At 73.7% G+C, this 26,135-nt stretch carries 25 protein-coding genes; 19 read left to right on the top strand and 6 right to left on the bottom strand.

What is annotated here, in order from left to right; translation table 11 throughout:
* Positions 1 to 56: 56 nt before the first annotated feature.
* A complete protein-coding gene (locus ACQP2F_RS23440; protein WP_433290653.1) occupies positions 57 to 1,295 on the bottom strand; it encodes a sensor histidine kinase in 1,239 nt (412 codons plus the stop codon).
* Between the two features lie 110 nt (positions 1,296 to 1,405).
* Here ACQP2F_RS23440 and ACQP2F_RS23435 point away from each other — a divergent pair, with 110 nt between their 5' ends.
* From ACQP2F_RS23435 to ACQP2F_RS23385, 11 genes are all read left to right on the top strand, one after another.
* Entirely contained in the window at positions 1,406 to 2,185 is a 780-nt protein-coding gene (locus tag ACQP2F_RS23435) for an ABC transporter ATP-binding protein (protein WP_433290651.1), read from the top strand.
* Positions 2,182 to 4,539 (top strand): FtsX-like permease family protein, encoded by a 2,358-nt coding sequence (locus ACQP2F_RS23430; RefSeq protein ID WP_433290649.1) that lies wholly within the window; start codon positions 2,182 to 2,184, stop codon positions 4,537 to 4,539. The genes ACQP2F_RS23435 and ACQP2F_RS23430 overlap by 4 nt, the downstream gene beginning before the upstream one ends.
* A gap of 84 nt (positions 4,540 to 4,623) precedes the next feature.
* Positions 4,624 to 6,189, top strand: coding sequence for a long-chain-fatty-acid--CoA ligase (locus ACQP2F_RS23425; RefSeq protein ID WP_433290647.1), 1,566 nt, complete (start codon positions 4,624 to 4,626; stop codon positions 6,187 to 6,189).
* Positions 6,190 to 6,300: 111 nt separating this feature from the next.
* Entirely contained in the window at positions 6,301 to 7,623 is a 1,323-nt protein-coding gene (locus ACQP2F_RS23420) for a hypothetical protein (protein ID WP_433290645.1), read from the top strand.
* Positions 7,620 to 8,594: a glutamate ABC transporter substrate-binding protein gene (locus ACQP2F_RS23415; RefSeq protein WP_433290643.1), complete on the top strand. Its 975-nt coding sequence runs from the start codon at positions 7,620 to 7,622 to the stop codon at positions 8,592 to 8,594. The genes ACQP2F_RS23420 and ACQP2F_RS23415 overlap by 4 nt, the downstream gene beginning before the upstream one ends.
* Complete coding sequence (locus ACQP2F_RS23410) at positions 8,591 to 9,781, top strand: hypothetical protein (protein WP_433290642.1); 1,191 nt, start codon at positions 8,591 to 8,593, stop codon at positions 9,779 to 9,781. Before ACQP2F_RS23415 ends, ACQP2F_RS23410 begins: the two co-directional genes overlap by 4 nt.
* Positions 9,778 to 12,000 carry a tetratricopeptide repeat protein gene (locus ACQP2F_RS23405; protein ID WP_433290640.1) on the top strand — a complete coding sequence of 741 codons (2,223 nt, stop codon included), beginning with the start codon at positions 9,778 to 9,780 and terminating at the stop codon, positions 11,998 to 12,000. The genes ACQP2F_RS23410 and ACQP2F_RS23405 overlap by 4 nt, the downstream gene beginning before the upstream one ends.
* 13 nt (positions 12,001 to 12,013) lie before the next feature.
* Positions 12,014 to 12,991, top strand: a complete 978-nt coding sequence (locus tag ACQP2F_RS23400) for a protein phosphatase 2C domain-containing protein (RefSeq protein WP_433290638.1) — start codon at positions 12,014 to 12,016, stop codon at positions 12,989 to 12,991.
* 2 nt (positions 12,992 to 12,993) lie between these two features.
* Positions 12,994 to 14,259 (top strand): VWA domain-containing protein, encoded by a 1,266-nt coding sequence (locus ACQP2F_RS23395; RefSeq protein WP_433290636.1) that lies wholly within the window; start codon positions 12,994 to 12,996, stop codon positions 14,257 to 14,259.
* Entirely contained in the window at positions 14,256 to 14,933 is a 678-nt protein-coding gene (locus tag ACQP2F_RS23390) for an FHA domain-containing protein (protein WP_433290634.1), read from the top strand. Before ACQP2F_RS23395 ends, ACQP2F_RS23390 begins: the two co-directional genes overlap by 4 nt.
* Positions 14,934 to 15,019: 86 nt before the next feature.
* A complete protein-coding gene (locus tag ACQP2F_RS23385; RefSeq protein WP_433290632.1) occupies positions 15,020 to 15,472 on the top strand; it encodes a DUF1707 SHOCT-like domain-containing protein in 453 nt (150 codons plus the stop codon).
* 9 nt (positions 15,473 to 15,481) lie between these two features.
* Here the strand turns inward: ACQP2F_RS23385 and ACQP2F_RS23380 are convergent, their stop codons facing one another.
* The 3 genes from ACQP2F_RS23380 to ACQP2F_RS23370 all read right to left on the bottom strand — a co-directional run bounded on the left by ACQP2F_RS23380 (position 15,482) and on the right by ACQP2F_RS23370 (position 17,499).
* On the bottom strand, positions 15,482 to 16,330 hold the full coding sequence (locus tag ACQP2F_RS23380; RefSeq protein ID WP_433290630.1) for an inositol monophosphatase family protein: 849 nt from the start codon (positions 16,328 to 16,330) through the stop codon (positions 15,482 to 15,484).
* 57 nt (positions 16,331 to 16,387) lie between these two features.
* Entirely contained in the window at positions 16,388 to 16,657 is a 270-nt protein-coding gene (locus ACQP2F_RS23375) for a hypothetical protein (protein WP_433290628.1), read from the bottom strand.
* Positions 16,658 to 16,746: 89 nt separating this feature from the next.
* On the bottom strand, positions 16,747 to 17,499 hold the full coding sequence (locus tag ACQP2F_RS23370; protein WP_433290626.1) for an alpha/beta hydrolase family protein: 753 nt from the start codon (positions 17,497 to 17,499) through the stop codon (positions 16,747 to 16,749).
* 52 nt (positions 17,500 to 17,551) lie between these two features.
* Between ACQP2F_RS23370 and ACQP2F_RS23365 the strand changes: the two genes are divergently transcribed.
* Entirely contained in the window at positions 17,552 to 18,331 is a 780-nt protein-coding gene (locus ACQP2F_RS23365) for an alpha/beta hydrolase (protein ID WP_433290624.1), read from the top strand.
* Between the two features lie 40 nt (positions 18,332 to 18,371).
* Positions 18,372 to 19,211: an alpha/beta fold hydrolase gene (locus ACQP2F_RS23360; protein ID WP_433290622.1), complete on the top strand. Its 840-nt coding sequence runs from the start codon at positions 18,372 to 18,374 to the stop codon at positions 19,209 to 19,211.
* On the opposite strand, the gene ACQP2F_RS23355 is transcribed toward ACQP2F_RS23360, so the two are convergent.
* Positions 19,199 to 19,813 (bottom strand): HAAS signaling domain-containing protein, encoded by a 615-nt coding sequence (locus ACQP2F_RS23355; protein WP_433290620.1) that lies wholly within the window; start codon positions 19,811 to 19,813, stop codon positions 19,199 to 19,201. The two genes, ACQP2F_RS23360 and ACQP2F_RS23355, sit on opposite strands and share 13 nt — an antisense overlap.
* 179 nt (positions 19,814 to 19,992) lie before the next feature.
* On the opposite strand from ACQP2F_RS23355, the gene ACQP2F_RS23350 reads away from it, so the two are divergent.
* Positions 19,993 to 20,877 (top strand): ABC transporter substrate-binding protein, encoded by an 885-nt coding sequence (locus ACQP2F_RS23350; protein WP_433290618.1) that lies wholly within the window; start codon positions 19,993 to 19,995, stop codon positions 20,875 to 20,877.
* Between the two features lie 21 nt (positions 20,878 to 20,898).
* Here the strand turns inward: ACQP2F_RS23350 and ACQP2F_RS23345 are convergent, their stop codons facing one another.
* The gene (locus ACQP2F_RS23345; RefSeq protein ID WP_433290616.1) at positions 20,899 to 21,672 is read right to left on the bottom strand and encodes a CDP-alcohol phosphatidyltransferase family protein; all 774 of its coding nucleotides are present in this window, start codon (positions 21,670 to 21,672) and stop codon (positions 20,899 to 20,901) included.
* A 117-nt stretch (positions 21,673 to 21,789) separates the two neighbouring features.
* Here ACQP2F_RS23345 and ACQP2F_RS23340 point away from each other — a divergent pair, with 117 nt between their 5' ends.
* From ACQP2F_RS23340 to ACQP2F_RS23320, 5 genes are read left to right on the top strand one after another with little or no spacing between them, the layout of a single operon-like run.
* Positions 21,790 to 22,785: a zinc-dependent alcohol dehydrogenase gene (locus ACQP2F_RS23340; RefSeq protein WP_433290614.1), complete on the top strand. Its 996-nt coding sequence runs from the start codon at positions 21,790 to 21,792 to the stop codon at positions 22,783 to 22,785.
* Between the two features lie 5 nt (positions 22,786 to 22,790).
* On the top strand, positions 22,791 to 23,189 hold the full coding sequence (locus tag ACQP2F_RS23335) for a 6-pyruvoyl trahydropterin synthase family protein (RefSeq protein WP_433290612.1): 399 nt from the start codon (positions 22,791 to 22,793) through the stop codon (positions 23,187 to 23,189).
* Positions 23,186 to 24,274, top strand: coding sequence for a glycosyltransferase family 4 protein (locus ACQP2F_RS23330; protein WP_433290610.1), 1,089 nt, complete (start codon positions 23,186 to 23,188; stop codon positions 24,272 to 24,274). Before ACQP2F_RS23335 ends, ACQP2F_RS23330 begins: the two co-directional genes overlap by 4 nt.
* Positions 24,271 to 25,038, top strand: a complete 768-nt coding sequence (locus tag ACQP2F_RS23325) for a class I SAM-dependent methyltransferase (RefSeq protein WP_433290608.1) — start codon at positions 24,271 to 24,273, stop codon at positions 25,036 to 25,038. The genes ACQP2F_RS23330 and ACQP2F_RS23325 overlap by 4 nt, the downstream gene beginning before the upstream one ends.
* Before the next feature lie 60 nt (positions 25,039 to 25,098).
* A complete protein-coding gene (locus ACQP2F_RS23320) occupies positions 25,099 to 26,130 on the top strand; it encodes a lysylphosphatidylglycerol synthase transmembrane domain-containing protein (protein ID WP_433290606.1) in 1,032 nt (343 codons plus the stop codon).
* Positions 26,131 to 26,135: the final 5 nt, after the last annotated feature.

Raw genomic sequence — 26,135 nt, 5'->3', positions numbered from 1 at the left:
GGCCGGTCGGTCCCCGGAGGTGGCCCGGCATTCGGCCCCGGTGGGCCGCGGCGCGGTCACGACGGCACCGGAATCTCGACCCGGACCAGAGTCGGGCCACCCGGCGGGCTGGACAGGGCGACCGTGCCGTCGACGGCCGCCACCCGGTCGGCCAGACCGACCAGGCCGGAGCCGCGAGCCGGGTCGGCCCCGCCTCGGCCGTCGTCGCGTACCTCAAGGGTCAGGCGGTTCCCGGTGACGCTCGCCGTCACCCCGGCGCGGCGCGCCTCGCTGTGCTTCGCCACATTGGTCAATGCCTCCACCACCACGAAGTAGGCCGTCACCTCCACCATGGACGGCAGACGGCCCGGGAGCCCGATGTCAACGTCGACCGGCAGCGGAGCCGTGCCCGCCACCTCGGCCACCGCCGCCTCGAGCCCGCGATCGGTGAGCACCTTGGGGTGCACCCCGCGGATCAGCTCGCGCAGCTCGGTCAGCGCCTGCTTGGCCAGCTCATGGGCGTTGGCGACCGGCTCGGCCGCGGCCGAGCCGGCGGGCATCTCGAGGCGGGCCAGGCCGAGCTGCATGCTCAGCGCGACGAGCCGCTGCTGAGCGCCGTCGTGCAGGTCGCGCTCGATCCGGCGCCGCTCGACCTCGAACGCGTCGACCAGTCGCGCCCGTGATCGTGTCACCTCCACCAGTCGCACATGCTCGTCGTGCACGCGAGGGGCGAGAATGGCGCGGGCCATCGCCGCCCGGGCGCCCGCCCACGCGGTCACCGGGTAGGCCGCGATGACAGCCACCGGGATGCCGGCGAGCGCCAGCGGCACGGTGACGCTCAGCGGCGAGTCGTGGATGTAGAACGGCCCGGCGAGCAACGAGAGGGGAACGTAGATCGCGGCGGTGACGACCACGGCGTCCATCCAGCAGAGCATCAGGCCGGACAGCATCGTGTAGCCGAGCTCGCGCCACGTCGCCTGCTCGCGCAGCCGGAACGTGACCCAGGCCCGCAGGCCGGGCCGCGGGACGGCCCGGTGCGGATCGGGCAGGACGCTCTCGTCGACCAGGCGCATGCGCCAGCGCTCGAGCCGGCCGACCGCGACGCCGGAGAGCACGGTCGCGAGGTAGCCGGCGATGCCGATCACCACGACCGACAGCACCACGCCGGCGAGCAGCAGGCCGACCACGGCGAGTATCGCGGCGAAGCCCAGCAACGCTCCGCCGATGAGATAGGCGAGCGACCGCCAGGGCCAGGCCGAGCACAGGAACTGTGTCGGCCGCATCGTGAGCGCTTCGAGCGCGTTGCGGACCGGCATAGGGGCGACGCTACCGGGGCGGCGGGCCGGTGTCGGTAGACCTGGCTATACCTTCGATTCTCCATCCAGCTCTACTGTGCCGGAGCCGCCGGGCCAGTTGGCTGAACGGCATGACGAGGGAGCAAGCACCACCGGCGGTCGAGCTGAGAGCCGTCACCAGAACCTACGGCACCGGCGAGCGCGGCGTCATCGCGCTCGACAGTGTCGACGCGGTCTTCCCGGCCGGCACATTCACGGCGGTCATGGGTCCGTCCGGGTCGGGCAAGTCGACGCTGCTGCATTGCGCGGCCGGGCTCGACCGGGCGAGCGCCGGCGAGGTCGTGATCGACGGCACGCCGATCGGCGGGCTGTCCGAGCGGCAGCTGACCAGGCTTCGGCGCGAGCGGGTCGGCTTCGTCTTCCAGGCGTTCAATCTGATCGCCGCGCTGACCGCGGCGCAGAACGTGGCTCTACCGCTGCGGCTGGCCGGCCGCAGCCCGGCACCCGGCGAGGTGAGCGCGATGCTGGCCGAGGTCGGTCTCGGCGACCGCGCCGGCCATCGACCGAGCGAGATGTCCGGTGGCCAGCAGCAGCGGGTGGCGATCGCCCGGGCGCTGGTGACCCGTCCTGCCGTGCTGTTCGCGGATGAGCCGACCGGCGCGCTGGACGCGCGCTCCGGCCGGGAGGTGTTACGTCTGCTGCGGCTCGCCGTCGACCAGCACGCACAGACGATCATGATGGTCACGCACGACCCGTTCGCCGCGGCCCACGCCGACCGGGTGCTGTTCCTGGCTGACGGCCGGGTGGTGGACGCGCTTCCCGGGCCGGCCGGCGCGCAGGAGATCGCGGTCCGCACGGCCCGGCTCGAGGAGGCCCGTCCGGCTCGGAGCGCGCGGGTGGCGTCGCGATGATCGCGTGGCAGATGGTGCGGCATCGGTTCGGGAGCTTCGCGGGGACGTTCGTGGCGATCGCGCTGGGTGTGGCGGTGGTCGCCGGCGCGACCACGCTCTACCTTTCGTCCCGGCCGGAGGCTCCGGAGCGATATTCGGCCTCCCCGGTGCTGGTGAGCTCGCCGCCGGTGGCCCACAACGACTACGGCGAGCCCGAGTACGAGTCGTGGACCGCGCCGGAGGCAGCCCGGCTGGCGGCCCGGCTGGCCGAGGTTCCCGGCGTGACGGCGGCGGCCGCCGATCCGGTGTTCTACGTGCAAAGGGTCGTGGACGGGAAACCCGCGGGCGACCCGGAGGAGGCGCGGCTCGACGGGCATGCCTGGTCGTCGGCGGCGCTGGGCGGCTACCGGCTCTCGGCGGGCGCGGCACCCGGGCGGGACGGCGAGGTCGCCGTGCCGGGCCTGGCGCCGGGCACCCGGATCGACGTCCTGACCGCCGCCGGCCCGAGCGTCTGGACGGTCACCGGCACGGTCGACGGACCCGGGTTCTACGTGGCGGATGCCGTCGCCCTGCGGATGTCGCCCGGCGTACGCGTCATCGGTCTGACCGTGGGCGGTGACGCCGGTGCCGTTGCGGAGGCGGCACGTGGGCTGGTCGGCACCGACGGTGTGGTCCTGACCGGCCGCGACCGCGACTCCCTGGAACCGGTCGGTGTGACCCGGATCCGCTGGCTCGGCGCCCAGTTGCTGATCGCGATGGTCACCCTCGGGGCGTTCGTGGCGGTCTTCGTGGTGGCGTCCACCTGCGCGCTGAGCGCCGCGCAACGGCGACGCGAGATCGGGCTGCTGCGGGCGGTCGGCGCGACTCCCGGGCAGGTGCGGCGGATGATGTACGCCGAGACGGTCGTCGTGGCCCTGCTGGCCGCACTGGCCGGGCTGCCGGTCGGCGCGCTCGCGGCCTCGCTGCTGGCCGGCCCGTTCGTGGACGCGGGTCTGGAGCCGGCCGGGTTCACGGTGACCGTGCAGCCGCTCGCGCTGGCCGGGTCGCTCCTGCTCGGCGTGGTCGTCGCCCTCGCCGGGGTCGCCGTCGTCGCGCGGCGCCCGAGCCGCACGCCGCCGCTGGACGCGCTGCGGGAGGCGGCCGTGGAGCGGCGCGCGATGACACCGACGCGCTGGATCGCCGGGGTGGCCGGCGTGGTCGCGGGGCTGGTGCTGCTGGCGCGACTGACCGCGATGCCGGTCACCGTGCGGTCCACCGCCGGTCTCGGGGCGGCGATGCTGCTGCTGACGGCGGCCGCGCTGCTGGCGCCGGTCATGATCGTGCCGCTGGTGCGCGCGGCGACGTGGCCGTGGCGGCGGGCGGCGACGGGCATGCTGGTGCGAGAGGGCACCCTGATCGCGGTGCGGCGGGTGGCCTCGACCGCCGCGCCGGTGCTGCTGACGGTGGGCTTCACGGTTCTGCTCACCGGCACGATTGCCACGATCGACAACGTGCAGGGCGCCGACGAGGCGGCCGACATTCCCGCCGCCACGGTTCTCGCGCCGGAGGGAGCTCCGGGCCTGAGCGACGCGGTGGTGTCGGCGCAGCCGGGCGTCTCACGCCTGCCGACCCGGCTTCTGGTCACGACCGGGAGCACGACCAAGGGCTACGACGCGGCCGGTATACCTGCCGGGGAGTTCGCCGATCTGGCCGGCGGAGGTGGCCCGGGTCTGGTCGTCGACGAAGCCACGGCGACGAAGATGCACGTCAAGACCGGCATGACGCTCGCGGTCGCGTGGGCGGACGGGACGAACGAGCGGCTGACGGTCCGGGCGGTCACGGCCGGGGCGACGGGGGTGGTGCTGACGCGGGACGCGGTCCGGCGTCACGACCCAGCGGCGTTGACCGGCGCCGTGCTGCTCAGCGGTCCGCCGGTGGCGCAGGCCGGGGCGCGGGCGATGACCGCGCGCGAGTACGTGCAGATCGACATCGACGACGAGGGCCGTCTGGTTGACCTGTTCCTGACCGTGCTGATCGGTCTGACGGTCGGGTACACGGGTCTCGCCGTGGCGAACACGCTGCTCATGGCGACGGCGGCGCGGCGGGCCGAGTTCCGGGCGATGCGACTGGCCGGCGCGACCACCGGGCAGGTCGTGCGGGTCACCACGGCCGAGGCGGTGCTCGCCGTGGTCGTCGGCACCGTGCTCGGCGGCGCGGTCGCGGTGGTCTCGCTCGAGGGGGTGCGGTCCGCGGTCGAGGCCGAGCTCGGCCGGGCAGTTCCGCTGGTGGTTCCGTGGGCGGCCACCACGACCGTCACCGCCCTCTGCGCCCTGGTCGCCGCCCTGGCCACGGCCGGTCCGGTACTTCGCGCAGGCCGACGAGCGAAGCAGTGGTGAAGCGGATCATGAAACAAGAGCGAAACGGAGGGTTCTTCCGTTCGCCGCGGCATGCTCGAATGAGACCCAGGCCACAGCGCGACCATGAAGGGGAACCACCGCATGCTCAACCTCTCCGTCCTGCTCGAGGACAGCGCCCGCCACTACCCGGAACGCGCGGCGGTCGTGCTGGGCGACCAGCGCCTCACCTTCGCGCAGGTGAACGCGGCGGCCAATCAGGTGGCCAACCTGCTGGTGGAGCGCGGTATCCGGCCCGGCGACAAGGTCGCGCTCTCGTGCCCGAACCTGCCGTACTTCCCGGTCGTCTACTACGGGATCCTGAAGGCGGGCGCGGTCGTCGTCCCGCTGAACGTGCTGCTCAAGGGGCGGGAGATCGCCTACCACCTGGGCGACTCCCAGGCCAAGGCCTACTTCTGCTTCCAGGGGACGCCGGAGCTGCCGATGGGCGCCGAGGGATTCGCCGGGTTCGGCCAGGCCGCCGAGTGCGAGCAGTTCTTCCTGATCACGGCGGATCCGGCCGCGCCGTCGCCGATCGAGGGGGCCGAGACGCTGGGCGCGGCGCTGGCGGGCAAGGCGCCGGTGTTCGAGTCCGTCCTGCTGCCGGAGACCGATCCCGCCGTCATCCTCTACACCAGTGGGACCACGGGGCAGGCCAAGGGCGCCGAGTTGTCCCACTCGAACCTGATTCTCAACGCTCTGACCTGCAATCGGCTGTTCGGCACCAAGCCCGGCACCGACACCCATCTGCTCGTGCTGCCGTTGTTCCACTCGTTCGGCTCGACCGTGAACATGAACGCCGGCTTCGCGAGCGCCTCGACGCTGGTGCTGCTGCCCCGGTTCGACGCGCCGGCGGCGGTGAAGCTGCTGGAGAAGGAGAACGTGACGTTCTTCGCCGGCGTGCCGACCATGTACTGGGGGCTGCTCAACGCGCTGACCGAGGACGTCGACGTCGAGCGGATCGCGGCGAACATGCGGGTCGCCGTGTCCGGCGGGTCGAGTCTGCCGGTCGAGATCATCAAGGAGGTCAAGCAGCGTCTCGGGGTCACCATCCTGGAGGGCTACGGGCTGTCCGAGACCTCGCCGGTGGCGACGTTCAGCGATCCCGACAGCGACCCGCGGCCCGGCTCGATCGGCATCCCGATCTGGGGCGTCGAGGTGAAGCTGATCGACGAGTCGTGGAACACGGTCGAGGGCGTGGACGAGATCGGCGAGATCGCCATCCGCGGGCACAACATCATGCGCGGCTACTACAACCGGCCGGAGGCGACGGCGGAGGTGATGCGGGACGGCTGGTTCCGCAGCGGGGACCTGGGCCGGCGGGACAAGGACGGCTTCTACTACATCGTCGACCGGGCCAAGGACATGATCATCCGGGGCGGCTTCAACGTCTATCCGCGGGAGATCGAGGAGGTGCTGATGACCCACGAGGCGGTGTCCCTGGCCGCGGTCATCGGCGTCCCGCACCCCAGTCACGGCGAGGAGGTCAAGGCGTTCGTGATCCTCAAGGACGGCGCCACGGTCACCGAGGACGAGCTGGTCGCCTGGGGCAAGGAGCAGATGGCCGCGTACAAGTACCCGCGGATCGTGGCCATCGTGGAGTCGCTGCCGATGACGGCCACCGGGAAGCTGCTGAAGCGCGCCCTGAGCTGAGGCGGCGGCACGGCGACGACCGGCCGTTCGCCGGGACGGCCGCGATGGAATGATCACTTGCGCGGATACCGCACAGTAGGACGCGCGGTCATCCTGCCCGACGGAGGAAGCTTGAGCACAGCCTTGGTGGCCCGGCCAGCACCGGGCACGCAGGTAACGAGGGAACCAGCCGGCGGCTCGCCCGCCGCACGACAACGCGGGCTGAAACGGCTGACCGGCCTGCGGCACACCTCGCCCGGGCGGCTCCAGCTGATCCTCGGTGGCCTGCTGACCCTGGCCGTGCTGGCCGGCCTGGTCGCCGGCATCACCGGCAGCGCCACCTCGTCGGGCACGAGCGACCTGGGCGGCCGGGCGCAGCCGCTGCTGGTGCAGGCCGAGACGATCTACTCGGCGCTGGCCGACGCCGACACCACGGCGGCGCAGGCGTTCCTCGCGGGCGGCCTCGAGCCGGCCGTGCTCACCACCCGGTACAACGAGGACCTCGACCGGGCCACCACCGCCCTCACGTCCGCGGCCCGTCTCACGCCCGACGGCAGCGAGGCCGCCGCCGCGGTACGCGTGCTCAGCTCGGGGGTCGCCCGGTACGCGGCACTGGTCGCCACGGCCAAGGCGGACAACCGGCAGGGCCTGCCGGTCGGGTCCTCCTACCTGTCGGCGGCGTCCGAGCTCAACCGGCAGACGCTGCTGCCGCAGGCCCAGGGCCTGTTCCGCCTCGCCCAGCGCGAGGTCGACGCCGGCTACGCCGGCGCGCGGAGCACCGGCTGGACGGTGCTGTTCGCGGTTTTGCTGCTGTCCCTGATCGCGGCGCTCGTGCTGGCCCAGCGCTACCTGAGCCGGGCCACCCGCCGCACCTTCAACGTGCCGCTGGTCGGGGCGACCGCGCTGACCGTGCTGCTGGCACTCGGGTCGATGTTCGTCCTGGCCGGCCAGCAGTCGCATCTCGGCACGGCCGCGGACACCGGCTCGACGCCGACCGCCCAGCTCGCCGAGGCCCGCATCCTGGCGCTGCGGGAACGCGGCGACGAGGCCCTCACGCTGGCCGCCCACGGCAGCGGCGGCGCCTACGAGCAGGACTTCAAGGACACCGACGAAAGTCTCACCCGGGCCCTGGAGAACCGCTACCTGCCGGACGCGACGCGGACCGATCACCGGCAGTACGTCGGAGCTCATCAGCAGGTCCGCGGGCTGGACGACGCCGGCGACTACGAGAGCGCCGTGAAGGTCGCGATCGGCGACACGACCAGCCGGCGGTTCGGCTCGCTCACCAACGGCATCGGGTCGGTCCTCGACGAGCGCAAGGCCGCCTTCACCGAGGAGATCGACGCGGCCGGGCGCGGGCTCGGGGTGCTGACGGTGCTCGGTCCGCTCGTCGCCGTCGCGATCTGCGTGCTCGCGGTGTCCGGCATCCGCGCCCGCCTGGCGGAGTACCGATGAGACGACACCCGATGCGATCGGCGATCACCAGGCTCGCCGCGGCGGGCACGGCCGCTCTCCTGCTCCTGCTCGCCGGGTGCAGCGGCGACTCGTCCCCCCTGGCGCGCACCACGAGCAAGCCGCCGGCCTCGGCCGCGGCGCCCGCCCACGCCGCGCCCGACACATCGTGCAACCCGCGCGCGAGCCTGCGGCCGGCCGGCGCGCTGCCCGCGCCCGGGCACATGCCCGCCGGCAGTTACATGGCCAAGATCCAGGCGCGGGGCCGGCTCGTGCTCGGCACCAGCCAGGACACGCTGCTGTTCAGCTCGCGCAATCCGTTCACCGGCAAGGTGGAGGGGTTCGACGTGGACATGGCGCGGCAGGTCGCCGCGGCGATCTTCGGGGATCCGGACCGCATTCAGATCAAGGTCATCGGATACGACAAGAGAGTCAGCTCCGCCCGGGACGGCAGCGTGGACATCGTCGCCGACACGATGACGGCGAACTGCGCCCGGTGGAAGGACGTCAACTTCTCCAGCATCTACTACGAGGCCGGGCAGCGGGTGCTGGTCTCGAGCGACTCCAAGGCCCGGACCATCCAGGATCTCGGCGGCAAGCGGGTGTGCGCGGCGTCCGGCTCCACGTCGTACGACAACATCGGCGCCGTCGCGACCAAGCCGATCCCGGTGGCGAAGCCGGCCTTCGGTGACTGCCTGGTCGCCTTCCAGCAGAACGAGGTCGACGCGATCTCGACCGATGACACGATCCTGGCCGGGATGGCGGCCCAGGACCCGTACGCGAAGGTGATCGGGCCCAAGTTCACGCAGGAGCCGTACGGGATGGCGATGTCGCAGGAGCATCCCGAGTTCACCCGGTTCGTCAACGCCGTCCTGGAGAAGAACCGGGCCGACGGCACCTGGGCCGCGACGTACAAGAAATGGCTGGGTGCCTTCGGCGCGCCCCCGGCGCCACCCAAGGCCGAGTACCGATGACCGCTCCGTCGATCGCACCGGCCGACGCCGAGCTGCTCCGCCTCGAGACCGCCATGACCGCCATCGCGTCGAACCTCGTCGACCTCGACGACAACCCGGCCCGCAAGGACCTGGACAAGACGAGGCTGACCGGGAAGACGGCGGCGGCGTGGGCGGACGCGACCGACGCGCTGACGCAGCTGTGGGACGGCTACCGCATGCTGACCGACGTGATCGCCCAGGCCCGGTCCCTGCGTGACCAGCGCAAGCTCAGCGACGCCGACCGGGCGGCGTTCGTGCACCGGGTGCTGGGCAGGTCGATCACGCTGTCGACGACCACCGTGCCGCTCGCGCAGCGGGGGCTGCTCGGGGCCGGGCAGGTGCAGACCACGTGCTCGCCGGCCGAGCTGCTGTCGGCGATGGAGGCCGCCTTCGGCACCGCCGTCACGGTCGCGGTCCAGGCCGGCGAGGCGTGGCAGCGGCTGTTGCCGGCCGCCGCCGACGCGGCCGCCGCGGTCGACAACGTGCGCGCGCTGACCCGGCAGGCGGGCGGCAGCACGGCCACCGTCGACGAGGCGGACCGGCGGCTCGGGGCGTTCACGGCGACGCTCGCCACCGATCCTCTCGGTGTCGACGGGCGCGATCTGGACGCCGTACGGGAGCTGGTGGCCCGGGCCGACGCCGAGCGCACGTCGGCCGCCGAGCTCCGGGAGGCACTCACCCAGCGTCTCGCCGACGCGCGCGCCCTGCTCGCGCAGATCGCCCAGGCCCGGACCGCCGCGGACGCGGCGCTCGACGCCGCCGCCGACCGGTTCCGGGAGCAGGATCTCGCCGGGGTGCGCCGGGCCGAGCTGGGACCGGATCTGGCCGCCATCGACGCGCTCGCCGCGGCCGGGCACTGGGCGCTGATCAGCCCGAAGCTCGCCGACTGGATGCGCCAGGCCCGGGAGCGGCTGACCGCGCTGCGGTCCGCGGCCGCCCACAACGAAGGGCTGCTCACCGCCCGCGGCGAGCTGCGCGGGCGGTTCGACGCCTACCAGGCGAAGGCGCTGCGCCGTGGGCTGGCCGAGAACGCCGAGCTCACCCCCCTGGCCGACGCGGCCCGCACCGCGCTCTACACGGCGCCGTGCGATCTCGACGCGGCTCGCGCGGCCGTCAACGCCTACCAGGACGCCCTCACCGCCACGATCGCGAGGAACGGCCGATGAAGTGCGAACGCAACTGTCCGGGCACGATCGAGGACGGCTACTGCGACACCTGCGGGATGGCGCCGGCGGCCGGCGCGGCCGGGACGGCGAGCAGGGCGGCGTCGGCGACCACACCCCGCCCGCGCGGTGCCGGTGGGACCGCCGCCACGTCGCCGTCGCAGCGGACGGGCGCGCTCTCCACGCGTACCGGCGGAAGCGGGCGGGGCGGCAGCTCCCGGACCGGTTCGCGACGCCGGTTCGGCGGCGGGCTGGTCGACGTCGCGCCCATCGTGCAGGCCGACCCCGCCACCGCGGTCATGTCCCGGGCCGAGGTGCCCGAGGAGCGGCGGTACTGCGCCAAGTGCGGCAAGCCGGTCGGCCGGTCCCGCGGCGACCGCGAGGGGCGCACCTCCGGCTTCTGCCCGGCCTGCGGCGAGCCGTTCAACTTCACCCCCAAGCTGGTCAAGGGCGACCTCGTCGGCGGGCAGTACGAGGTGGTGGGCGCGCTCGCGCACGGTGGTCTCGGCTGGATCTACCTGGCCATCGACAAGAACGTCTCGGACCGCTGGGTGGTGCTCAAGGGCCTGCTCAACTCCGGCGACGAGGACGCGCTGGCCGCGGCGGTGGCCGAGCGGCGGTTCCTGGCCGAGGTCGAGCACCCGAACATCGTCAAGATCTACAACTTCGTCGAGCACGACGGCGCCGGCTACATCGTGATGGAGTACGTCGGCGGGCAGTCGCTGAAGGACATGCTCAAGAAGCGGCGGGCCGCCAACGCCGGCAACGCCGACCCGATCCCGGTCGACCAGGCGCTCGCCTTCGTGCTGGAGATCATGCCGGCGTTCGCCTACCTGCACGACCGCAGCCTGATCTTCTGCGACTTCAAGCCGGACAACGTGATCCAGTCCGGCGACCAGATGAAGCTGATCGACCTCGGCGGCGTCGTGCACATCGACGACCTGGACGCCGCCATCTACGGCACCGTCGGCTACCAGGCGCCGGAGATGGCGACCGAGGGCCCGTCGATCGCGTCCGACCTCTACACCATCGGCCGTACGCTCGCGGTCCTCACCACCGACTTCCGCGGCTACCAGACCACGTTCAAGGACAGCCTCCCGGACCGCGGCGAGTTCGCGGTGTACCGGCAGTTCGAGTCGTTCTACCGGCTGCTGCTGCGGGCGACCCGGCTCGATCCGGCCGAGCGGTTCGTCGACGCGGCCGAGATGAGCGACCAGATGCTCGGCGTGCTGCGGCAGGTGCTCGCGGCCGGCGGCGACCCCCGGCCGGCGCCGTCCCGGCTGTTCACCGGCGAGCTGCGCACCGACCTGAACGCGAACGGCCCCCGCTGGCAGGACCTGCCCACGCCGCTGATCGACCTCACCGACCCGGCCGCCGCGTTCCTGGCCTCGGTGACCGTGACCGACCCGGCCGAGGTGCTGACCCTGCTGGCCACCGCGCCCGAGGACACGGTCGAGGTGCGGCTGCGGGCGTTCCGCGCCCGGATCGACCTCGGCGCGCGCGACGGCGACTTCCGCAACGCGGTCGCCGCCCGGGACGCGCTGCTGGCCGGCGACGGCGCCGACTGGCGGGTGGCCTGGTACGACGGGCTGCTCGCGCTGGCGACCGGGCAGCACGGGTACGCGCGGCAGCAGTTCGACGCGGTCTACTCGGCGCTGCCCGGCGAGCTCGCCCCGCAACTGGCGCTGGGCCTGGCGCTGGAGCTGGCCGGCGATCCGGGCGCGGCCGGCTACTACGACGTGGTGAGCCGCACCGACCCGGCGTACACGGCCGCGGCGGCCGGGCTGGCCCGCTGCCGGCTGGGCGCGGGCGACCGGAGCGGCGCGGTCGAGGCCTACAACCGGGTGCCGGGTACGTCCTCGGCGTACCGGACCTCGCAGGTGGGCGCCGTGCGCGCGCTGGTGCAGGCGCACCCGTCGGCGGCCGCCGACGTGACCTCGCTGACCGCCGCGGCCGCCCTGATCGAGCGGCTCGAGATCGAGGCCGCCCAGCTCGCCGCCCTGCGGGCCGAGCTGCTGGAACAGGCGCTGCGGACGGTGGCCGGCGGCCGGGCGCTGCCCGCCACGGTGCTCGGGCCGGCCCGCGGCGGCGAGGTGACCGAGAGAGACGTACGGTTCGCGCTCGAGGGCGCCTACCGCGAGATGGCCCAGGCGGCGCACGGCCGCGAGAAGATCCGGCTGGTCGATCTCGCGAACGCGTCCCGCCCGAGGACCCGCACATGAGGAACGAGGCACGATGACGATGACGGACTGCGCCTCGTGCGCCGACGAGCGCGCCGCCGGGGCGGCGTTCTGCGAGGCCTGCGGCCGGCCGCTGGCGTCGGAGACCGCCGACTCTCCGGCGGCCCCGGCCGGCGCGCCCTGCCCCAGCTGCGGCACGCCGGGCTCGGTCGCCGCCGACGGCTACTGCGAGAACTGCGGCATGCTGGCCGGCCGCCCGCGCGACCACCTGGAGACCGACTGCGGCACGGTGGCGGCCGCGGTGACCGACCGCGGGCGGCGGCACCATCGCAACGAGGACGCGATGTGGCTGGCCGTACGCGGCGCGGACGTCGACGTGGTCGTCTGCGACGGCGTCTCGGCGTCGTTCGATCCGGACGTCGCCTCCGAGACGGCGGCGATCACGGCCGGCGGGCTGCTGGCCGGGTCGCCGGACGTCTCGGCCGCGATCCTCGGCGCCAAGGCCGCCGTCGCCGGTCTGGTCACCGGCGGCGACCCCCGGCGGGCCGCCTCCAACCCGGCCTGCACGATCGTGATGGCGACCGTGCGCGGCGCCGACGTGAACATCGGCTGGGTCGGCGACAGCCGCGCGTACTGGCTGCCGCCGGACGGGCCGGCCGAGCAGCTCACCGAGGACGACTCGTGGGCCACGCACGCGATCGCGATGGGCGCCGACCCGGAGGCCGCCATGCGCGACCCGAAGGCGCACGCGATCACCGCCTGGCTGGGCGCCGACGCCGCCCCGGTGCTGCCGCGCACCGCCGCCTTCACCGTGGTCGGCGCCGGTCATCTGGTGCTGTGCAGCGACGGGTTGTGGAACTACCTCACCGACCCGGGGGCGTTCGCGGACACGGTGCGGGCGAGCTTGCGCGCGCACGGCACCCTGATCGAGGCGGCGCGCGCGCTGGCCGACTTCGCGAACGGCGAGGGCGGCGCCGACAACATCACCGTCGCCCTCGTACCCGTCTCGTCCGCCGACGCAGTCAAGGAGTAGGAATGCCGTATACCGCCGAGGCCTTCCAGAACGAGTTCCTCGCCCTGGGCGCGACCGAGGTCAACGCGATCATCACGGTCACCTCGTCCGGCGCCGAGGGCGGCCGGCGCACCTCCGGGGCCACCGAGATCATCATCGTGGACGCGTCGGGGTCGATGCAGGCCGAGGGCCGGATCAGCGCCGCCCGCCAGGCCGCGAAGGCCGCCGTCGACTGCATCGACGACGGGGTCAACTTCGCGATCATCGCCGGCGTCAGCACCGCCCAGCAGCTGTTCCCGGCGCCCGGCCAGCTCGCGGTCGCCTCGCCGCAGTCGCGGGCCGAGGCGATCCGCTCGATCGACCGGCTGCAGGCCAGCGGCGGCACGGCGATGGGCGCGTGGCTGCTGCTCGCCGCGCAGCTGTTCGCGCAGCGGCCGGGCGACATCGCGCACGCCATCCTGCTGACCGACGGCGACAACGGCGAGCGCCAGGGCTACCTGGAGAACGTGCTCGACTCGATCGCCGGCAAGTTCACCTGCGACTGCCGCGGCGTCGGGGTGAACTGGAAGGTCTCCGAGCTCCGCAAGATCGCCGAAGCCCTGCTCGGCACCGTGGACATCGTGGCCCAGCCGTCCGGGCTCACCGCCGCGTTCGAGCAGATGATGACCAAGGCGATGGGCAAGACCAGCGCCGACGTGCAGCTCAAGGTGTGGACGCCGGTCAACGCCAAGGTGCGCTTCGTCAAGCAGGTCGAGCCCGAGGTGATGGACCTGACCGGCAAGCGGGCCGAGGACGGGCCGCGGGCCGGGCGCTACCCGCTCGGGTCGTGGGGCGCCGAGAGCCGCGACTACCACGTCTGCGTCGACGTGGCGCCGGGCGCGGCCGGCGACGAGATGCTGGCGGCCCGGGTGTCGGTCGTGGAGGGCGACACCGTGCACGCGCAGGCGCTGGTCCGGGCGGTGTGGACCGAGGACACGGCGCTGTCCACCCGGATCAACCGGCAGGTCGCGCACTACACCGGGCAGGCCGAGCTGGCCGAGACGATCCAGGCCGGCATCGAGGCGCGCAAGGCCGGCGACGACCGTACCGCCACGATCAAGTTCGGCCGGGCCGCGCAGCTCGCCCACGCCAGCGGCAACAAGGCGACCGAGGAGCTGCTGGCCACGGTGGTCGAGATCGAGGACGCGGCGACCGGCACGGTGCGGCTACGGCGCAAGGTCGAGGCGGCGGACGAGATGGCCCTCGACACCCGCTCGACCAAGACGGTGCGGGTCGGGCGGTCGCAGTGACCACCTACACCTGCCCGAAGGGGCACGCGTCGGGCGAGGCCGACTTCTGCGACGAGTGCGGGGCGAAGATCGGCGGCACGGGTGCGGTCAGCGCGCCCGGTGCCGCCACGACCGCCCCGGCGCCGGTGGCCGCGGCGCCGGCCGCGGCCCCGGCCGGGGAGCCGTGCCCGAACTGCGGGGCGCCGCGGGCGGGCGGGAGCCGGTTCTGCGAGGACTGCGGGTACGACCACAGCACCGGCAAGGTGCCGACGCTGTCCGCTCCCCCGGTGGCCGTCACCCCGGTCGCCGGGCAGTGGACGGCGACGATCGCGGTGGACCGCAAGTATTTCGAGGACAACGCGATCGAGGGGGTCGAGTTCCCGGCCGGCGCCCCGTCGAGCACGGTCGACCTGCCGGCGCCGCAGGTGCGGATCGGGCGGCGGAGCACGTCGAAGGGAACCAGCCCGGAGATCGACCTGTCCGACTCCGACCCCGGCGTGTCGCACAACCATGCGCTGCTGACGCTCAGCGTCGACGGGGTGTGGCTGGTGTCCGACCTGGGCTCGACGAACGGGACGTACGTCAACGACGAGCAGCAGGCGCTGACCGCGGGACAGACGCGCTCGCTGAAGGACGGGGACGAGGTGCACGTGGGGGCGTGGACGACGATCACGCTGCACGCGCCGGCCGGCTGACTTCCGCGAACCGGCCACGCGGGCGGTGGGCGGCGGGTTACCTTGCCGATCGTGGGCAGGGTAGAAGCCACCGGCCGGACCCGGCGGTGAGGGACCGCCGGGTCGGGCACGCCGAGCGCACCCAGGTGCTCGGCCTGCTCGGCAACGCGTACGAGGCCGGGGTACTGCCGGTCGGCGAGTACGACGCCCGGGTGGCGGCGGTCGGCAGCGCCGGCTACGCCTCGCAGTTGCGCCTGCAGGTCTCCGATCTGCCCCCGGCGTACGCGTGGAAGGAACCGGTGAGCGCGGGCGCCCCGGAGAGATCGGGAACCGGGCGGATCGCGCTGATCCTCGGCATCGCGTCGGTGCCGATGTCGATGTGCGGGATCGGGCTGGTCCTGGGCGTGCTGGCCGTTGTCGCCGGCCGCACCGCAGGGCCGGCGGACGGCGGACCGCGGGTGACGTCCGCGCTGGTCGGCCGCGTCTTCGGGATCATCGGCATCGCGCTCTCGCTGGCCGGTCTGGCCGCCTTCTACCTGGCCTGGCGACAATCCTCGTGAGCGGACCGGCTAGACCGGCTGCTGGACGTCGGCGAGCAGCTCCAGCGTCGCCAGCCGCAACGCATCGCTGCGCGCGTAGAGCGATGCCCCCGGAGCCGGGCGGGTGCTGCCCGACAGGCCGCCGAACGATCCGCCGGCCTCGGTCAGGATCAGCGACGTGGCCGCGAAGTCCCAGATCTGCCCGCCGGTCTGCAGGGCCAGGTCGAGATCGCCCCGCGCCACCAGCAACCCGGGGTGCACGGTCCACGGCCGGGCGGGCGTGCGCTCCTTGATCGGCCCGGTCAGGTGCGGCGCCCACGTCTCCGGCACCGCCGCGAACCGGCTCTCCTCGATCTCGTCGGTGCCGCGGGCCACGTGCAGCCGGGTCGCGGCGACCACGCGGCCGCCGACGATGCGGCCCTCGTACGCGCCCTCGCCGCACGACGCCCAGAAGACGCTGCCCTGTGCCGGGTGCGCCGCGACGCCGGCGACGACCTCGCCGTCCTCCTCCAGGGCCAGCAGGATCAGCCAGCGGTCGTCCCCGTCGACGAACAGCGCCGTGCCGTCGATCGGGTCGATGATCCACCGCCGTCGCGCGCCGGCCGAGGTCTCGCCCTCCTCCTCACCGAGGATCGCGTCGTCCGGCCTCGCCGTGCTCAGCACGTCCCGGATCGCCGCCTCCACCGCCCGGTCCGCCGCGGTCACCACCGACCCGTCGGCCTTGAGCTCCCGCGGCAGGTCGGCCAGGGCGCTGAAGTGCGGCAACGCCACGGCCGCCCCGGTGATCACGGCGCGTTGCGCCAGCTGCAGGTCGGTCTCCACCAGCCCATCCTGCACGGTCCGCCCGGCTTCCACCCGCAGGTCCCCCTTCGCGATCATGACGTGTCCGGTTGTTCATCACATCAACCGGGCGCAAACACGCGGTCGCCGGGAGGATCAGCAGCCGGGACCCGCGGCCACCCCACCCACGATCCGGTACGCGGTGATGTCGCCCTTCACGAAGCCGGCCAGGTCGCCGATCGCCGCCGGGGGCGCGTCGTGCAGCGCCACGTAGGCCACGATCGCCGAGTCGACCGTGCGGCACGTGGCGGCGGCCGCGACCTCGCGGGCCTCCCGCTCGGCATGATCCGGGTTGAACGCAGAGTAAGAAACGCCGGCAACACTTACCGTAACGGCCGCCGACATGAGTACGTGTGTGAGGTGCACCGAAGCAATCTAGTCATGATTACTTTCGGTGTTGAGCTGGCCGAACGGTCGAGTCTTTCCCGCCGCGCGAACCACTCTGGGTGAAAGTGCTAAGAAGTCCGCAGGAAGTCGAGGATCCGGGCCGAGACCTGCTCGTAGGCGGCGTTACCCGGGTACAGGTAGTCGCCGTGCCGGCCGCCCGCAATCACGACGAACGTCTTCTTCCACGTCGGCGGGACCGCGGCGTAGGCCTGCCGGCCGGCCGCGATCGGCACGGTCGGGTCGCGGTCGCCGTGCAGGAACAGCACCGGGACCGGGGCGCCGCCGAAGGCCGACGACGGCCGGCGGCCGGCCACCGAGACGGCGCCGCGCAGGCCGGGGAGATGCCCCGCCCGCAGCAGGCCGAGCGTCGTCGTCCCGCCGGCCGAGAAGCCGACGGCGAGGATGCGGGACGGGTCGGCGTGCCACGTCGCCGGCGCGCGGAAGATCTCGTGCAGCACGACCAGGGCGTCGGCGGGCTGACGGCGTACGTCGGCCGGATCGATCTTGACCTTGCCGTTGGTGTGCGGATAGGCCGGCGCCACCACGACGAAGCCGGCCGCGGCCCAGGTCGAGGCGATCGGCGCGAACTGGGCCGGCAGCCCGCCGAGACCGTGGCTGAAGATCACCACCGGGTGCCGCCCGGTCATGCCCGCGAGCGACCAGACGGTCGTCGGCAACGGACGGCCCGCGCCCCGGGAGAAGAACGCCGAGCGGGTGATCACGGCGGGGGTGGGCACCGGGGCGGCGTGGGCGTGCGAGGGGGCGCCGCAGCCGGCGACGAGAAGCGCCGGCGCGACCACCGATACCACCCACCCGCGCATGGGACGAGCCTAGAAACGTCACGCCACCGGACATATCACCGTTGTGGGGGCGATGAGACGACGAATCTTGCTGGCCGGCGGCGTCGCGTTGGCCGGGTATGTCGGCATAGCCGGTTACCGCGCCCGAAAGGCTGAGTCCGAACCGGTCATCCCGGACGCGCCGCCGGGCGAGGAGCACCTGGAGCATCGCTGGTCGGCGGCGCGCGGGCGGACCGTCGGCTTCTACACCGCGGTCCCGGCCGGCTACGGCGACGGGCGTGGGCTGCCGGTCTGCCTCGTGCTGCACGGCGGCTCGAAGACGCCCGACGACTACGCCGCGCTCGGCCTGGGCCGGTTCCTGACCGATGCCGTACGCCGCGGGCTGCCCCCGTTCGTGCTGGCCGGAGCGGACGGCGGCCGTCTCGCCTGGCGGCCCAGCGGCGGCGACGACCCCCAGCGGCTGGTGCACGAGGAGATCCCGGTGTGGTGCCGGCAGCGCGGCTTCGACACCGGGCGGATGGCCGCGTGGGGGTGGTCGATGGGCGGCTACGGCGCGTTGCTGCTGGCCGAGGCGTTCCCGGGCTTCGTCGAGGCGGTCGCCGCGTTCTCCCCGGCGGTGCGGCCGGACGACGACGTGACCGGCGCGACCCGGCTGCTGCGCGGCACGCCGGTCGGCCTCTGGTGCGGCAGGCAGGACGCCCTCTACGGCACCGTGCGTGACCTGGAGAGCAGGCTGCCGGAGCCGCCCCGGGCGGGCGGGTACGCGGACGGGCGGCACAACTTCGGGTACTGGTCGCGGTGCCTGCCGGCCGCCTTCGACTTCGTCGCGAACGCGCTCGACAAGAGACCGTGATTTAACCCGCCGGTCAAATGGGATGCCGGACAATGAGCAGATGGTGGCCTCCACCCTGCCGGTCAACGGCATCGAGCTCTGCGTCGAGACGTTCGGCGAGCCGGGCGACCCGGCCGTGCTGCTCATCGCCGGCGGGGCCAGCGCGATGGACTGGTGGGAGGACGAGTTCTGCCGCCGGCTGGCCGCGAACGGGCGGTACGTGATCCGCTACGACCATCGCGACACCGGCCGGTCGACCTCGTTCCCGGTGGGCGCGCCGCCGTACACGGGGGTGGACCTCGCCCACGACGCGCTCGGCGTGCTGGACGCGCTCGGCGTGCACCGGGCGCACGTGGTCGGGATGTCGATGGGTGGCGCGCTGGCCCAGCGGATCGCGATCGAGCGCCCGCACCGGGTGCTGTCGCTGACCCTGATCGCCGCCTGCGCGGGGCCGTGCGACCCCGGCCCCGACGGCCCGGTCGCGCCCCGCAGCATGCCGGACTGGTCGAACCGGCGGGCCTCCGTCGACCGCCTGATCGCGACCGCCCGCGAGCTCGGCGGGCCGTTCACCGCCGACGAGCCGCACCTGCGCCGCCTCGCCGAGCGCGTCTTCGACCGGACCCGCGACATGGCCGCCAGCCAGCTCAACCACTGGTGCTGCCCCGGCGGTCCCGCCTTCGGCCGCAAGCTCGGCTCGATCACCGCACCGACGCTGATCCTGCACGGCACCCTCGACCCGCTGATGCCGTCGTCGCTCGCGGAGGCGCTGGCGGCCGAGATCCCGGGCGCGCGCCTGGTCTGGCTGGAGGGCGTCGGCCACGAGTTCCCCCCGGCGGCGGTCTGGTCGCTGGTGATCGACGAGATCATCGGGCAGGCCGCGCGGGGTCGTCAGCCGGCCTGACCGCGCCGCCTCAGCGCGTTGAGCAGGCTCATCCCGGCCGCGAACGCCCCGCCGCACATGACCAGGTAGATCAGCAGCAGCGCGGCGCTGGTGTGGAACGGCAGGGTCGCGAAGAACAGCGTGAGGACCGCGCCCGCGGCCGCCGAGCCCGCCGTCAGCGTCCAGCCGATCGCCTTCTCGGCCGGCGTGAAGTGCGGCGACGCGCTGGCCAGCAGCATGCCGGCGACCGGGCCGACGACCGGCACGATCAGCGAGCCGACGGTCAGCATGCCGACCGCCACGTACTCGGCGGCGCCGCCGGCCGGCCCGAGCGAGGCCGGCACCGGCGGTGGTGGGATGAGCGCGGGCAGCCGGATGTGCGGCGGGATCTGCCCGCGCCGGGCCGCGTCGACCAGCGACTCCGGCGGCCCCAACCGGGTGATGATCGCGGCCGCGTCGTCGAGCGGGCTGGTGGCGGCGGCCCGGCGCGCCGAGATGTAGTCGGCGACCGTGTGCATGAGCTGGTCGCGCAGCTCGGGCGACAGGTCTTCGCTCTGCGCCCAGAGCGCCGCGAGGTAGTCGAGGACGATCACGTCGGTGTGCGCGAGCGGTGCCGTTGTCATGCTCACGAGAATCGTGTCTCCGCTCCCCGCGCGCATCCCTCCGCGGACCGAATCGTCTGTCGTTCCTACGCCTTTCGGCCGATCGGCCAGAAGAACGAGCGCCCGCCCGGTCTCCAGGACGAAAGCAAACCTGTCCGCGGGAGGAGGCCGACCGCGCGGCCGCCGGGCAGGATGTCGGCATGCGCCTCGTATCCCTGCTTCCCTCCGCCACCGAGATCGTCTACGCGCTCGGCCTCGGCGACGACCTCGTCGGCGTGACCTTCGAGTGCGACGAGCCGCCACGCGCCCGTCAGGAGAAGACGGTGGTGGTCGGCGGCCGCGACACGCGCGGCATGTCGCCGGCCGAGATCGATCGGTACGTCAAGGAGCAGATGTCGGCGGGCGGAGATCTTTACACGCTGCACGCCGGGGCGCTGGCCGGCCTCGAGCCCGATCTGATCCTCACGCAGGATCTGTGCCGGGTCTGCGCGCTGCCCTCGGATCACGTCGGCGAGGCCCTCGACCATCTCGGCTGCCGCGCCGACGTGCTCTCCCTCGATCCCTACTCGCTGGAGCAGGTGCTGGGCACGTTCCTCGAGGTGGGCGCGGCCGCGGGGGTTCCCGGGCGGGCGGCGGCGCTGGTCGCGGGACTGCGCGGGCGGCTGGACCGGGTCGCGGCGGCGGTCGCGGGGCGGCCCCGTCCGCGGGTGGCGGTGGTGGAGTGGGTCGATCCGCCGTTCACCGCCGGGCACTGGGTGCCCGACCTGGTGACGGCGGCGGGCGGCGATCCGGTGGCGGCTCGCGGGGGCTTGCGCTCGATCGAGGTGTCGTACGCCGAGCTGGCCGCCGAAGATCCGCAGGTGGTTCTGGTCACCCCGTGCGGCTTCCACCTGGACGGCGCCCGCGAGCAGGCGAAGGCCGTGGTCCCGCACTTCCCCGGGGCCGACGTGTGGGCTATCGACGGGGACGGCCTGGTGGTCCGCCCGGGCCCGCGCCTGGTCGACGGCGTGGAGGCGATAGCGGCGATCCTCCATCCGGGGGCGGTGCCGGCCCCGCCGCCGGACCGAATAGCGCGGGTCGCTTGAGCGCCGGTCCGCCGGGGCGGGTCAGGCGACTGCCTGGAGCACCGGCTGCGGGGCCGCCGCCGACCAGCGCAGGCGCGCCGCGGCGCGGACCCGGGAGGCCTTGTGGAGCCAGATCGTGTCGCGGCCGAACGACCAGGTCAGGCTGACCAGGGCGACCACGAGCGCGGCCGTTGCCAGCGTCTCCGGCAGCAGGTGAGCGGTCACCAGGGCCAGCACGACGCCCTGGAGGGCGGCCACGACCTTGCGCGAGAAGCGGTACGGCAGGGCGGCGTTCAGCCAGGGCGCGGCCCAGGACGCCGCCACGAAGAGGTAGCGGTAGGCGCCCAGAGCCACCGTCCACCAGCCGAAACGGTCCCCGGCGTACACGCTCAGGACCAGGATGAGGAAGGCATCGATCTCCATGTCGAAACGGGCGCCGAGGGCGGTGGTGCTGCCGGTGCGGCGGGCGACCTGGCCGTCGACGCCGTCGAGGGCGAGTGCCACACCGGCCACCGCGACCAGGGCGGGCGTGCTGACCGGGTGGCTGAACGAGGTCACCACCAGGGCGGTCACGCCGCCGACCAGGATCGCGCGGCTGAAGGTGACCACGTTCGCCGGGCCCATGGTGCGCATGCCGTGGCGCTGGAGGCCGGTCGCGAGCAGGCCGCAGAGCACCAGGCCGTACACGGCGCCGGCGGCGAGACCCGCCGGGGTGAGACCGACCGTCACGGCCAGCGCCGCCAGCAGCAGGAGCTGGGACGTCAGGCCGGTCATCGGTCCGCGCGTGGGCGCCGCCGGGGTGGCTGCGAGTGTCACCGTGCCTCCATTGCAAGATCATTTGCGTAGGGTTGCCGCGTCAGCGCGAAACACACGCCGTCAGCGCTTAACACGCGCCGTGGCGACGATCGGTTCAGCATGTGAGGAGACAGCGCCATGTCGGGTGACGCACGGGCGTTCTGGATCGCCTCCCCCGGGCGGGGCGAGATCCGCGCCGAGCGGGTGCCGGCGCCGGCTCGTGACGAGGTTCTGGTGCGCACGCTGCACACCGGGGTCAGCCGCGGCACCGAGACGCTCGTCTTCGCCGGCCGGGTGCCGGAGAGCCAGTGGCCGCACATGCGAGCGCCGTTCCAGGAGGGCGACTTCCCGGCCCCGGTGAAGTACGGGTACCTGAACGTCGGCGTGGTCGAGCAGGGTCCGGCCGAGCTGCTGCACCGGACCGTGTTCTGTCTCTACCCCCATCAGACCCGATATACCGTCCCGGCGAGCGCGGTCACCGTGGTGCCGGACGACGTGCCCGCTCACCGCGCCGTGCTCGCGGGCACGGTGGAGACCGCGGTCAACGCGCTCTGGGACGCGGCGCCGCGGATCGGCGACCGGATCGCGGTGGTCGGCGGGGGCATGGTGGGCGCGTCGGTCGCGGCCATCGCGACGGCCATTCCCGGCGTACGGGTGCAGCTCGTCGACGTCGACGACACCCGGGCCGCCCTGGCCGCCGCGATCGGGGTGCCCTTCGCCCGGCCGGAGGACGCACGGGGCGACTGCGACATCGTCGTGCACGCCAGCGCCACCTCGGCCGGGCTGAGCACGTCGCTCGGGCTGCTGGCCGCCGAGGGCACGGTCGTCGAGCTCAGCTGGTACGGCGACAAGCAGGTGAGCGTGCCGCTCGGCGAGTTCTTCCACTCCCGGCGGCTGACCGTGCGCTCGAGTCAGGTCGGCGGTATCGTCCCCGGCCGCCGGCGGACCTTCGGTGACCGGCTGGCGCTCGCGCTCGACCTGCTCCGCAACCCGGCGTTCGAGGCGCTGGTCACCGGCCGTTCGCCGTTCGACGAGCTGCCGGACGTGCTGGCCCGGCTCGCGGCGGGTAGCCTTCCCGCCCTCTGCCATGTGATCGACTATCCCGAGCACGCGATCGACCGACCCGAGGAGTAGTCACCTTGTTCAGCGTCACCGTCCGTGACCACATCATGATCGCGCACAGCTTCTCCGGCGACGTCTTCGGACCGGCCCAGAAGCTGCACGGCGCCACCTTCGTGGTGGACGCGACCTTCCGCCGGCCGGAGCTGGACGACGACAACATCGTCGTCGACATCGGCCGCGCGAGCGAGGAGCTGCACGCGATCTGCGGCGGGTTGAGCTACCGCAACCTCGACGACGAGGCCGACTTCCGGGGCGTCAACACGTCCACGGAGTACCTGGCCAAGGTCATCGCCGACCGGCTGGCGGCGAAGGCGGCCGCGGGCGACCTGGGCGCAGGCGCGGCCGGCCTGACCGGCATCGCGGTGACGCTGCACGAGTCGCACATCGCGTGGGCCTCGTACGAGCGCGATCTGTGAGCTCTCCGCTGTGGGCGGTGCTGCCGGGCACGGTCGACGACCCGGCGGCGCCGAGCGGGGGCAACCGGTACGACCGGATCGTCCTCAACCTGCTCACGGCCGGTGACGGGCCGGACGTCCCGGCGCGGGACGTGCACGAGATCGCCGTGCCCGGCGACTGGCCGTCCCCGGCCGCACCGGCTCGCGACGCGCTGGCCCGGGCCTTGTCGGACATCCCCGACAAGGCCGACGTGCTGGTCGATGGGCTGGTCGGGTGTGGCGTTCCCGAGATTCTCCAGCCGCATCGGCATCGCTTGCGGATCGCGGTTCTCGTGCACCTGCCGCTGAGCGACGAGACCGGTCTCGCCCCCGCCGAGGCCGCCGCCCGGCGCAACCGCGAGCGCACGACGCTGCACATGGCCACGAAGGTGATCGCGACCAGCCGGGCCGCCGCCCGCCGCATCACCGACATGCACGATCTGCCGCCCGCCGGCGCCGGAGAGGGTGCGGGCGGCGCGGCGCACGGCCGCGTGTGGGTGGTCGAGCCCGGCGTATCGCCCGCCGAGTGTTCGCCGCCCGACAGATCCGGATCCAGGCTGCTCTGCGTCGCGGCGGTGAGCCCGCGCAAGGGCCAGGACCTGCTGGTGGCCGCACTCGAGGAGCACCTGGCCGACCTGCGGTGGACCTGCACCTTCGCCGGGGCCCTGATCAAACCCGTCGCCCACCGCCACCAGAACATCCGATTCGCCGGTGCGCTGCAGGGGACGGCGCTGGACTCGGCGTACGGGAAAGCGGATCTCCTGGTCCTGCCGTCCCGCGCGGAGACCTACGGCATGGTCGTCACCGAGGCGCTGGCCCGCGGGCTCCCGGTGATCGCGACCGACGTGGGCGGCGTCTCCGAGGCGCTCGGGGTCGCGCCGAACGGTGAGCGACCCGGCCTGCTGGTCCCGCCGGACGACGTGCCGGCCCTGGCCGGCGCCCTGCGCACCTGGCTCACCGACGCCGGCGAGCGCGAGCGGCTGCGCACCGCCGCGCGCGCCCGGCGCGGCACCCTTCCGACCTGGCACGACACGGCACGACGACTGAGTGAGGTGCTCGACGCATGACCGGAGAGTTCAGCGAATCGTGGCTCACGCTGCGGGAACCGGCCGATGCCGCGGCCCGCAGCCGGGAGCTCGTCGCGCTGCTGCCGGGGCCGGTGCGGACCATCCGTGACCTCGGCTGCGGCACCGGCTCGATGGGCCGCTGGCTCGCGCCGCAGCTGGACGGGCCGCAGCACTGGATCATGGCGGACCGGGACCCGGCGCTGCTCGAGTACGCCGCCGCCCACATGCCGTTCCCGGCGGTCACGGTGGAGACCGCGCTCGGCGACGTCACCGAGCTGACCGCGGCCGACCTGGCCGGGACCGACCTGGTCACCTGCTCGGCACTGCTCGACCTGCTCACCGCCGGGGAGGTGGGCGAGCTGGCCCAGGTCTGCGCGGATTCGCGGACGAGCGCGCTGTTCACCCTCTCGGTCGCGGGCGAGGTCACGCTCGACCCGGCGCTGCCCGAGGACGCGGCCGTGCGGGACGCCTTCAACGAGCACCAGCGGCGGGTCGTGGCCGGGCGGCGGCTGCTCGGGCCGGACGCCCCCGAGGCGGCGCGGGCCGCGTTCGAGAAGGCGGGCGCCACGGTGATCACCCGGGAGAGTCCGTGGCGGCTCGGGCCGGACCTCGCCGCGCTCACCGCCGAGTGGCTCGCCGGATGGACCGGCGCCGCCGCCGAACAGCGACCTGACCTGCGGCTCGACGGTTATCGTGCGAACCGGCGGGAATCCGTGCCGACGGCCACGGTCGGACATGTGGATCTTTTGGCGATCTTCGGCTGAACCCTTTGTGCCCGTCCCGGCGTACTAGGGGAAGACGGGCAAACAGAGGGGACTCTCGACGTGACGCGATCGATCTGGCCATGGCTCCGGCTCCTCGGCGGAGCGGGGATCATCGCGGTGCTGCTGTGGCGGCTCGGCACCGGGGCGTTCCTCGACGGGCTGCGCGTGATCGACGGGCCCGCGCTCGTCGCCGCGTTCCTGATCGGGGTGACCACCACGGTGTTCAGCGCCTGGCGGTGGTGCCTGGTCGCGCGCGGCCTCGGGATGCGGCTGCCGATCCGGGCCGCGATCGCCGACTACTACAAGGCGCTGTTCCTCAACGCGGCGCTGCCGGGCGGCGTGCTCGGCGACGTCGACCGGGCGGTCAAGCACGGCCGGGACGAGGGCGATGTGGCCAAGAGCGTGCGCGCGGTCGTGCTCGAGCGGACGGCCGGTCAGATCGTGCTCATCGGCGTGGGGGTGACGGTGCTCCTCACCGTACCGTCGCCGGTCCTCTCCCTGCTCGAGCAGCACGGCGCCGTCGCCGCCGTCGTCGTCACCGCGAGCCTCGCCGCGGCCGCGGTCCTGGTCCTTCTGGCCTGCCGCAAGCTGCGGCAGGGCGGCTCGAAGCTGGCGGCCGGCGTCCGCACCGGGATCGCCGAGATCCGCACCGGCCTGCTCGCCCGCCGCAACTGGCCCGGCATCACGCTGGCCTCGACGGTGGTCCTGGCCGGGCACCTCGCGACGTTCGTGGTGGCCGCCCGCGCCGCCGGATCGCCGGCCTCGCTGACCCGGCTGGCGCCGCTGATGCTGCTGGCGCTGCTGGCGATGTCGCTGCCGGTGAACATCGGGGGCTGGGGTCCGCGCGAGGCGGTGACCGCGTGGGCGTTCGGCGCCGCCGGCCTGAGCGCCACCCAGGGCCTGACCACCGCCGTCGTCTACGGCGTCTTCGCCTTCGTGGCGGCGCTGCCGGGCGCGATCGTCGTGCTGGTGCGGGCGGTGCGCCCGCTCACGGTGGCCCACACCGTACGCGCGGTGGCCCCCGTCTCCCCCGCCGTGCCGGCCTACGTGGCACCGCAGCAGCAGCGTGAGCTCGCCCGCACGGGCGCGTGATCCCC

Source organism: Actinoplanes sp. CA-030573, assembly GCF_050951115.1.
Lineage (GTDB): Bacteria > Actinomycetota > Actinomycetes > Mycobacteriales > Micromonosporaceae > Actinoplanes.
The sequence above is the reverse complement of the archived record's forward strand: the minus strand, read 5'-3'. Positions and strand labels throughout refer to the sequence as shown.

Bases quoted from the DNA above. Each gene is read 5' to 3' on its own strand.
- ACQP2F_RS23440 (WP_433290653.1), bottom strand. From the start codon at position 1,295: ATGCCGGTCCGCAACGCGCTCGAAGCGCTCACGATGCGGCCGACACAG.
- ACQP2F_RS23435 (WP_433290651.1), top strand. From the start codon at position 1,406: ATGACGAGGGAGCAAGCACCACCGGCGGTCGAGCTGAGAGCCGTCACC.
- ACQP2F_RS23430 (WP_433290649.1), top strand. From the start codon at position 2,182: ATGATCGCGTGGCAGATGGTGCGGCATCGGTTCGGGAGCTTCGCGGGG.
- ACQP2F_RS23425 (WP_433290647.1), top strand. From the start codon at position 4,624: ATGAAGGGGAACCACCGCATGCTCAACCTCTCCGTCCTGCTCGAGGAC.
- ACQP2F_RS23415 (WP_433290643.1), top strand. From the start codon at position 7,620: ATGAGACGACACCCGATGCGATCGGCGATCACCAGGCTCGCCGCGGCG.
- ACQP2F_RS23410 (WP_433290642.1), top strand. From the start codon at position 8,591: ATGACCGCTCCGTCGATCGCACCGGCCGACGCCGAGCTGCTCCGCCTC.
- ACQP2F_RS23405 (WP_433290640.1), top strand. From the start codon at position 9,778: ATGAAGTGCGAACGCAACTGTCCGGGCACGATCGAGGACGGCTACTGC.
- ACQP2F_RS23400 (WP_433290638.1), top strand. From the start codon at position 12,014: ATGACGATGACGGACTGCGCCTCGTGCGCCGACGAGCGCGCCGCCGGG.
- ACQP2F_RS23395 (WP_433290636.1), top strand. From the start codon at position 12,994: ATGCCGTATACCGCCGAGGCCTTCCAGAACGAGTTCCTCGCCCTGGGC.
- ACQP2F_RS23380 (WP_433290630.1), bottom strand. From the start codon at position 16,330: ATGATCGCGAAGGGGGACCTGCGGGTGGAAGCCGGGCGGACCGTGCAG.
- ACQP2F_RS23370 (WP_433290626.1), bottom strand. From the start codon at position 17,499: ATGCGCGGGTGGGTGGTATCGGTGGTCGCGCCGGCGCTTCTCGTCGCC.
- ACQP2F_RS23365 (WP_433290624.1), top strand. From the start codon at position 17,552: ATGAGACGACGAATCTTGCTGGCCGGCGGCGTCGCGTTGGCCGGGTAT.
- ACQP2F_RS23360 (WP_433290622.1), top strand. From the start codon at position 18,372: ATGGTGGCCTCCACCCTGCCGGTCAACGGCATCGAGCTCTGCGTCGAG.
- ACQP2F_RS23355 (WP_433290620.1), bottom strand. From the start codon at position 19,813: ATGACAACGGCACCGCTCGCGCACACCGACGTGATCGTCCTCGACTAC.
- ACQP2F_RS23350 (WP_433290618.1), top strand. From the start codon at position 19,993: ATGCGCCTCGTATCCCTGCTTCCCTCCGCCACCGAGATCGTCTACGCG.
- ACQP2F_RS23340 (WP_433290614.1), top strand. From the start codon at position 21,790: ATGTCGGGTGACGCACGGGCGTTCTGGATCGCCTCCCCCGGGCGGGGC.
- ACQP2F_RS23325 (WP_433290608.1), top strand. From the start codon at position 24,271: ATGACCGGAGAGTTCAGCGAATCGTGGCTCACGCTGCGGGAACCGGCC.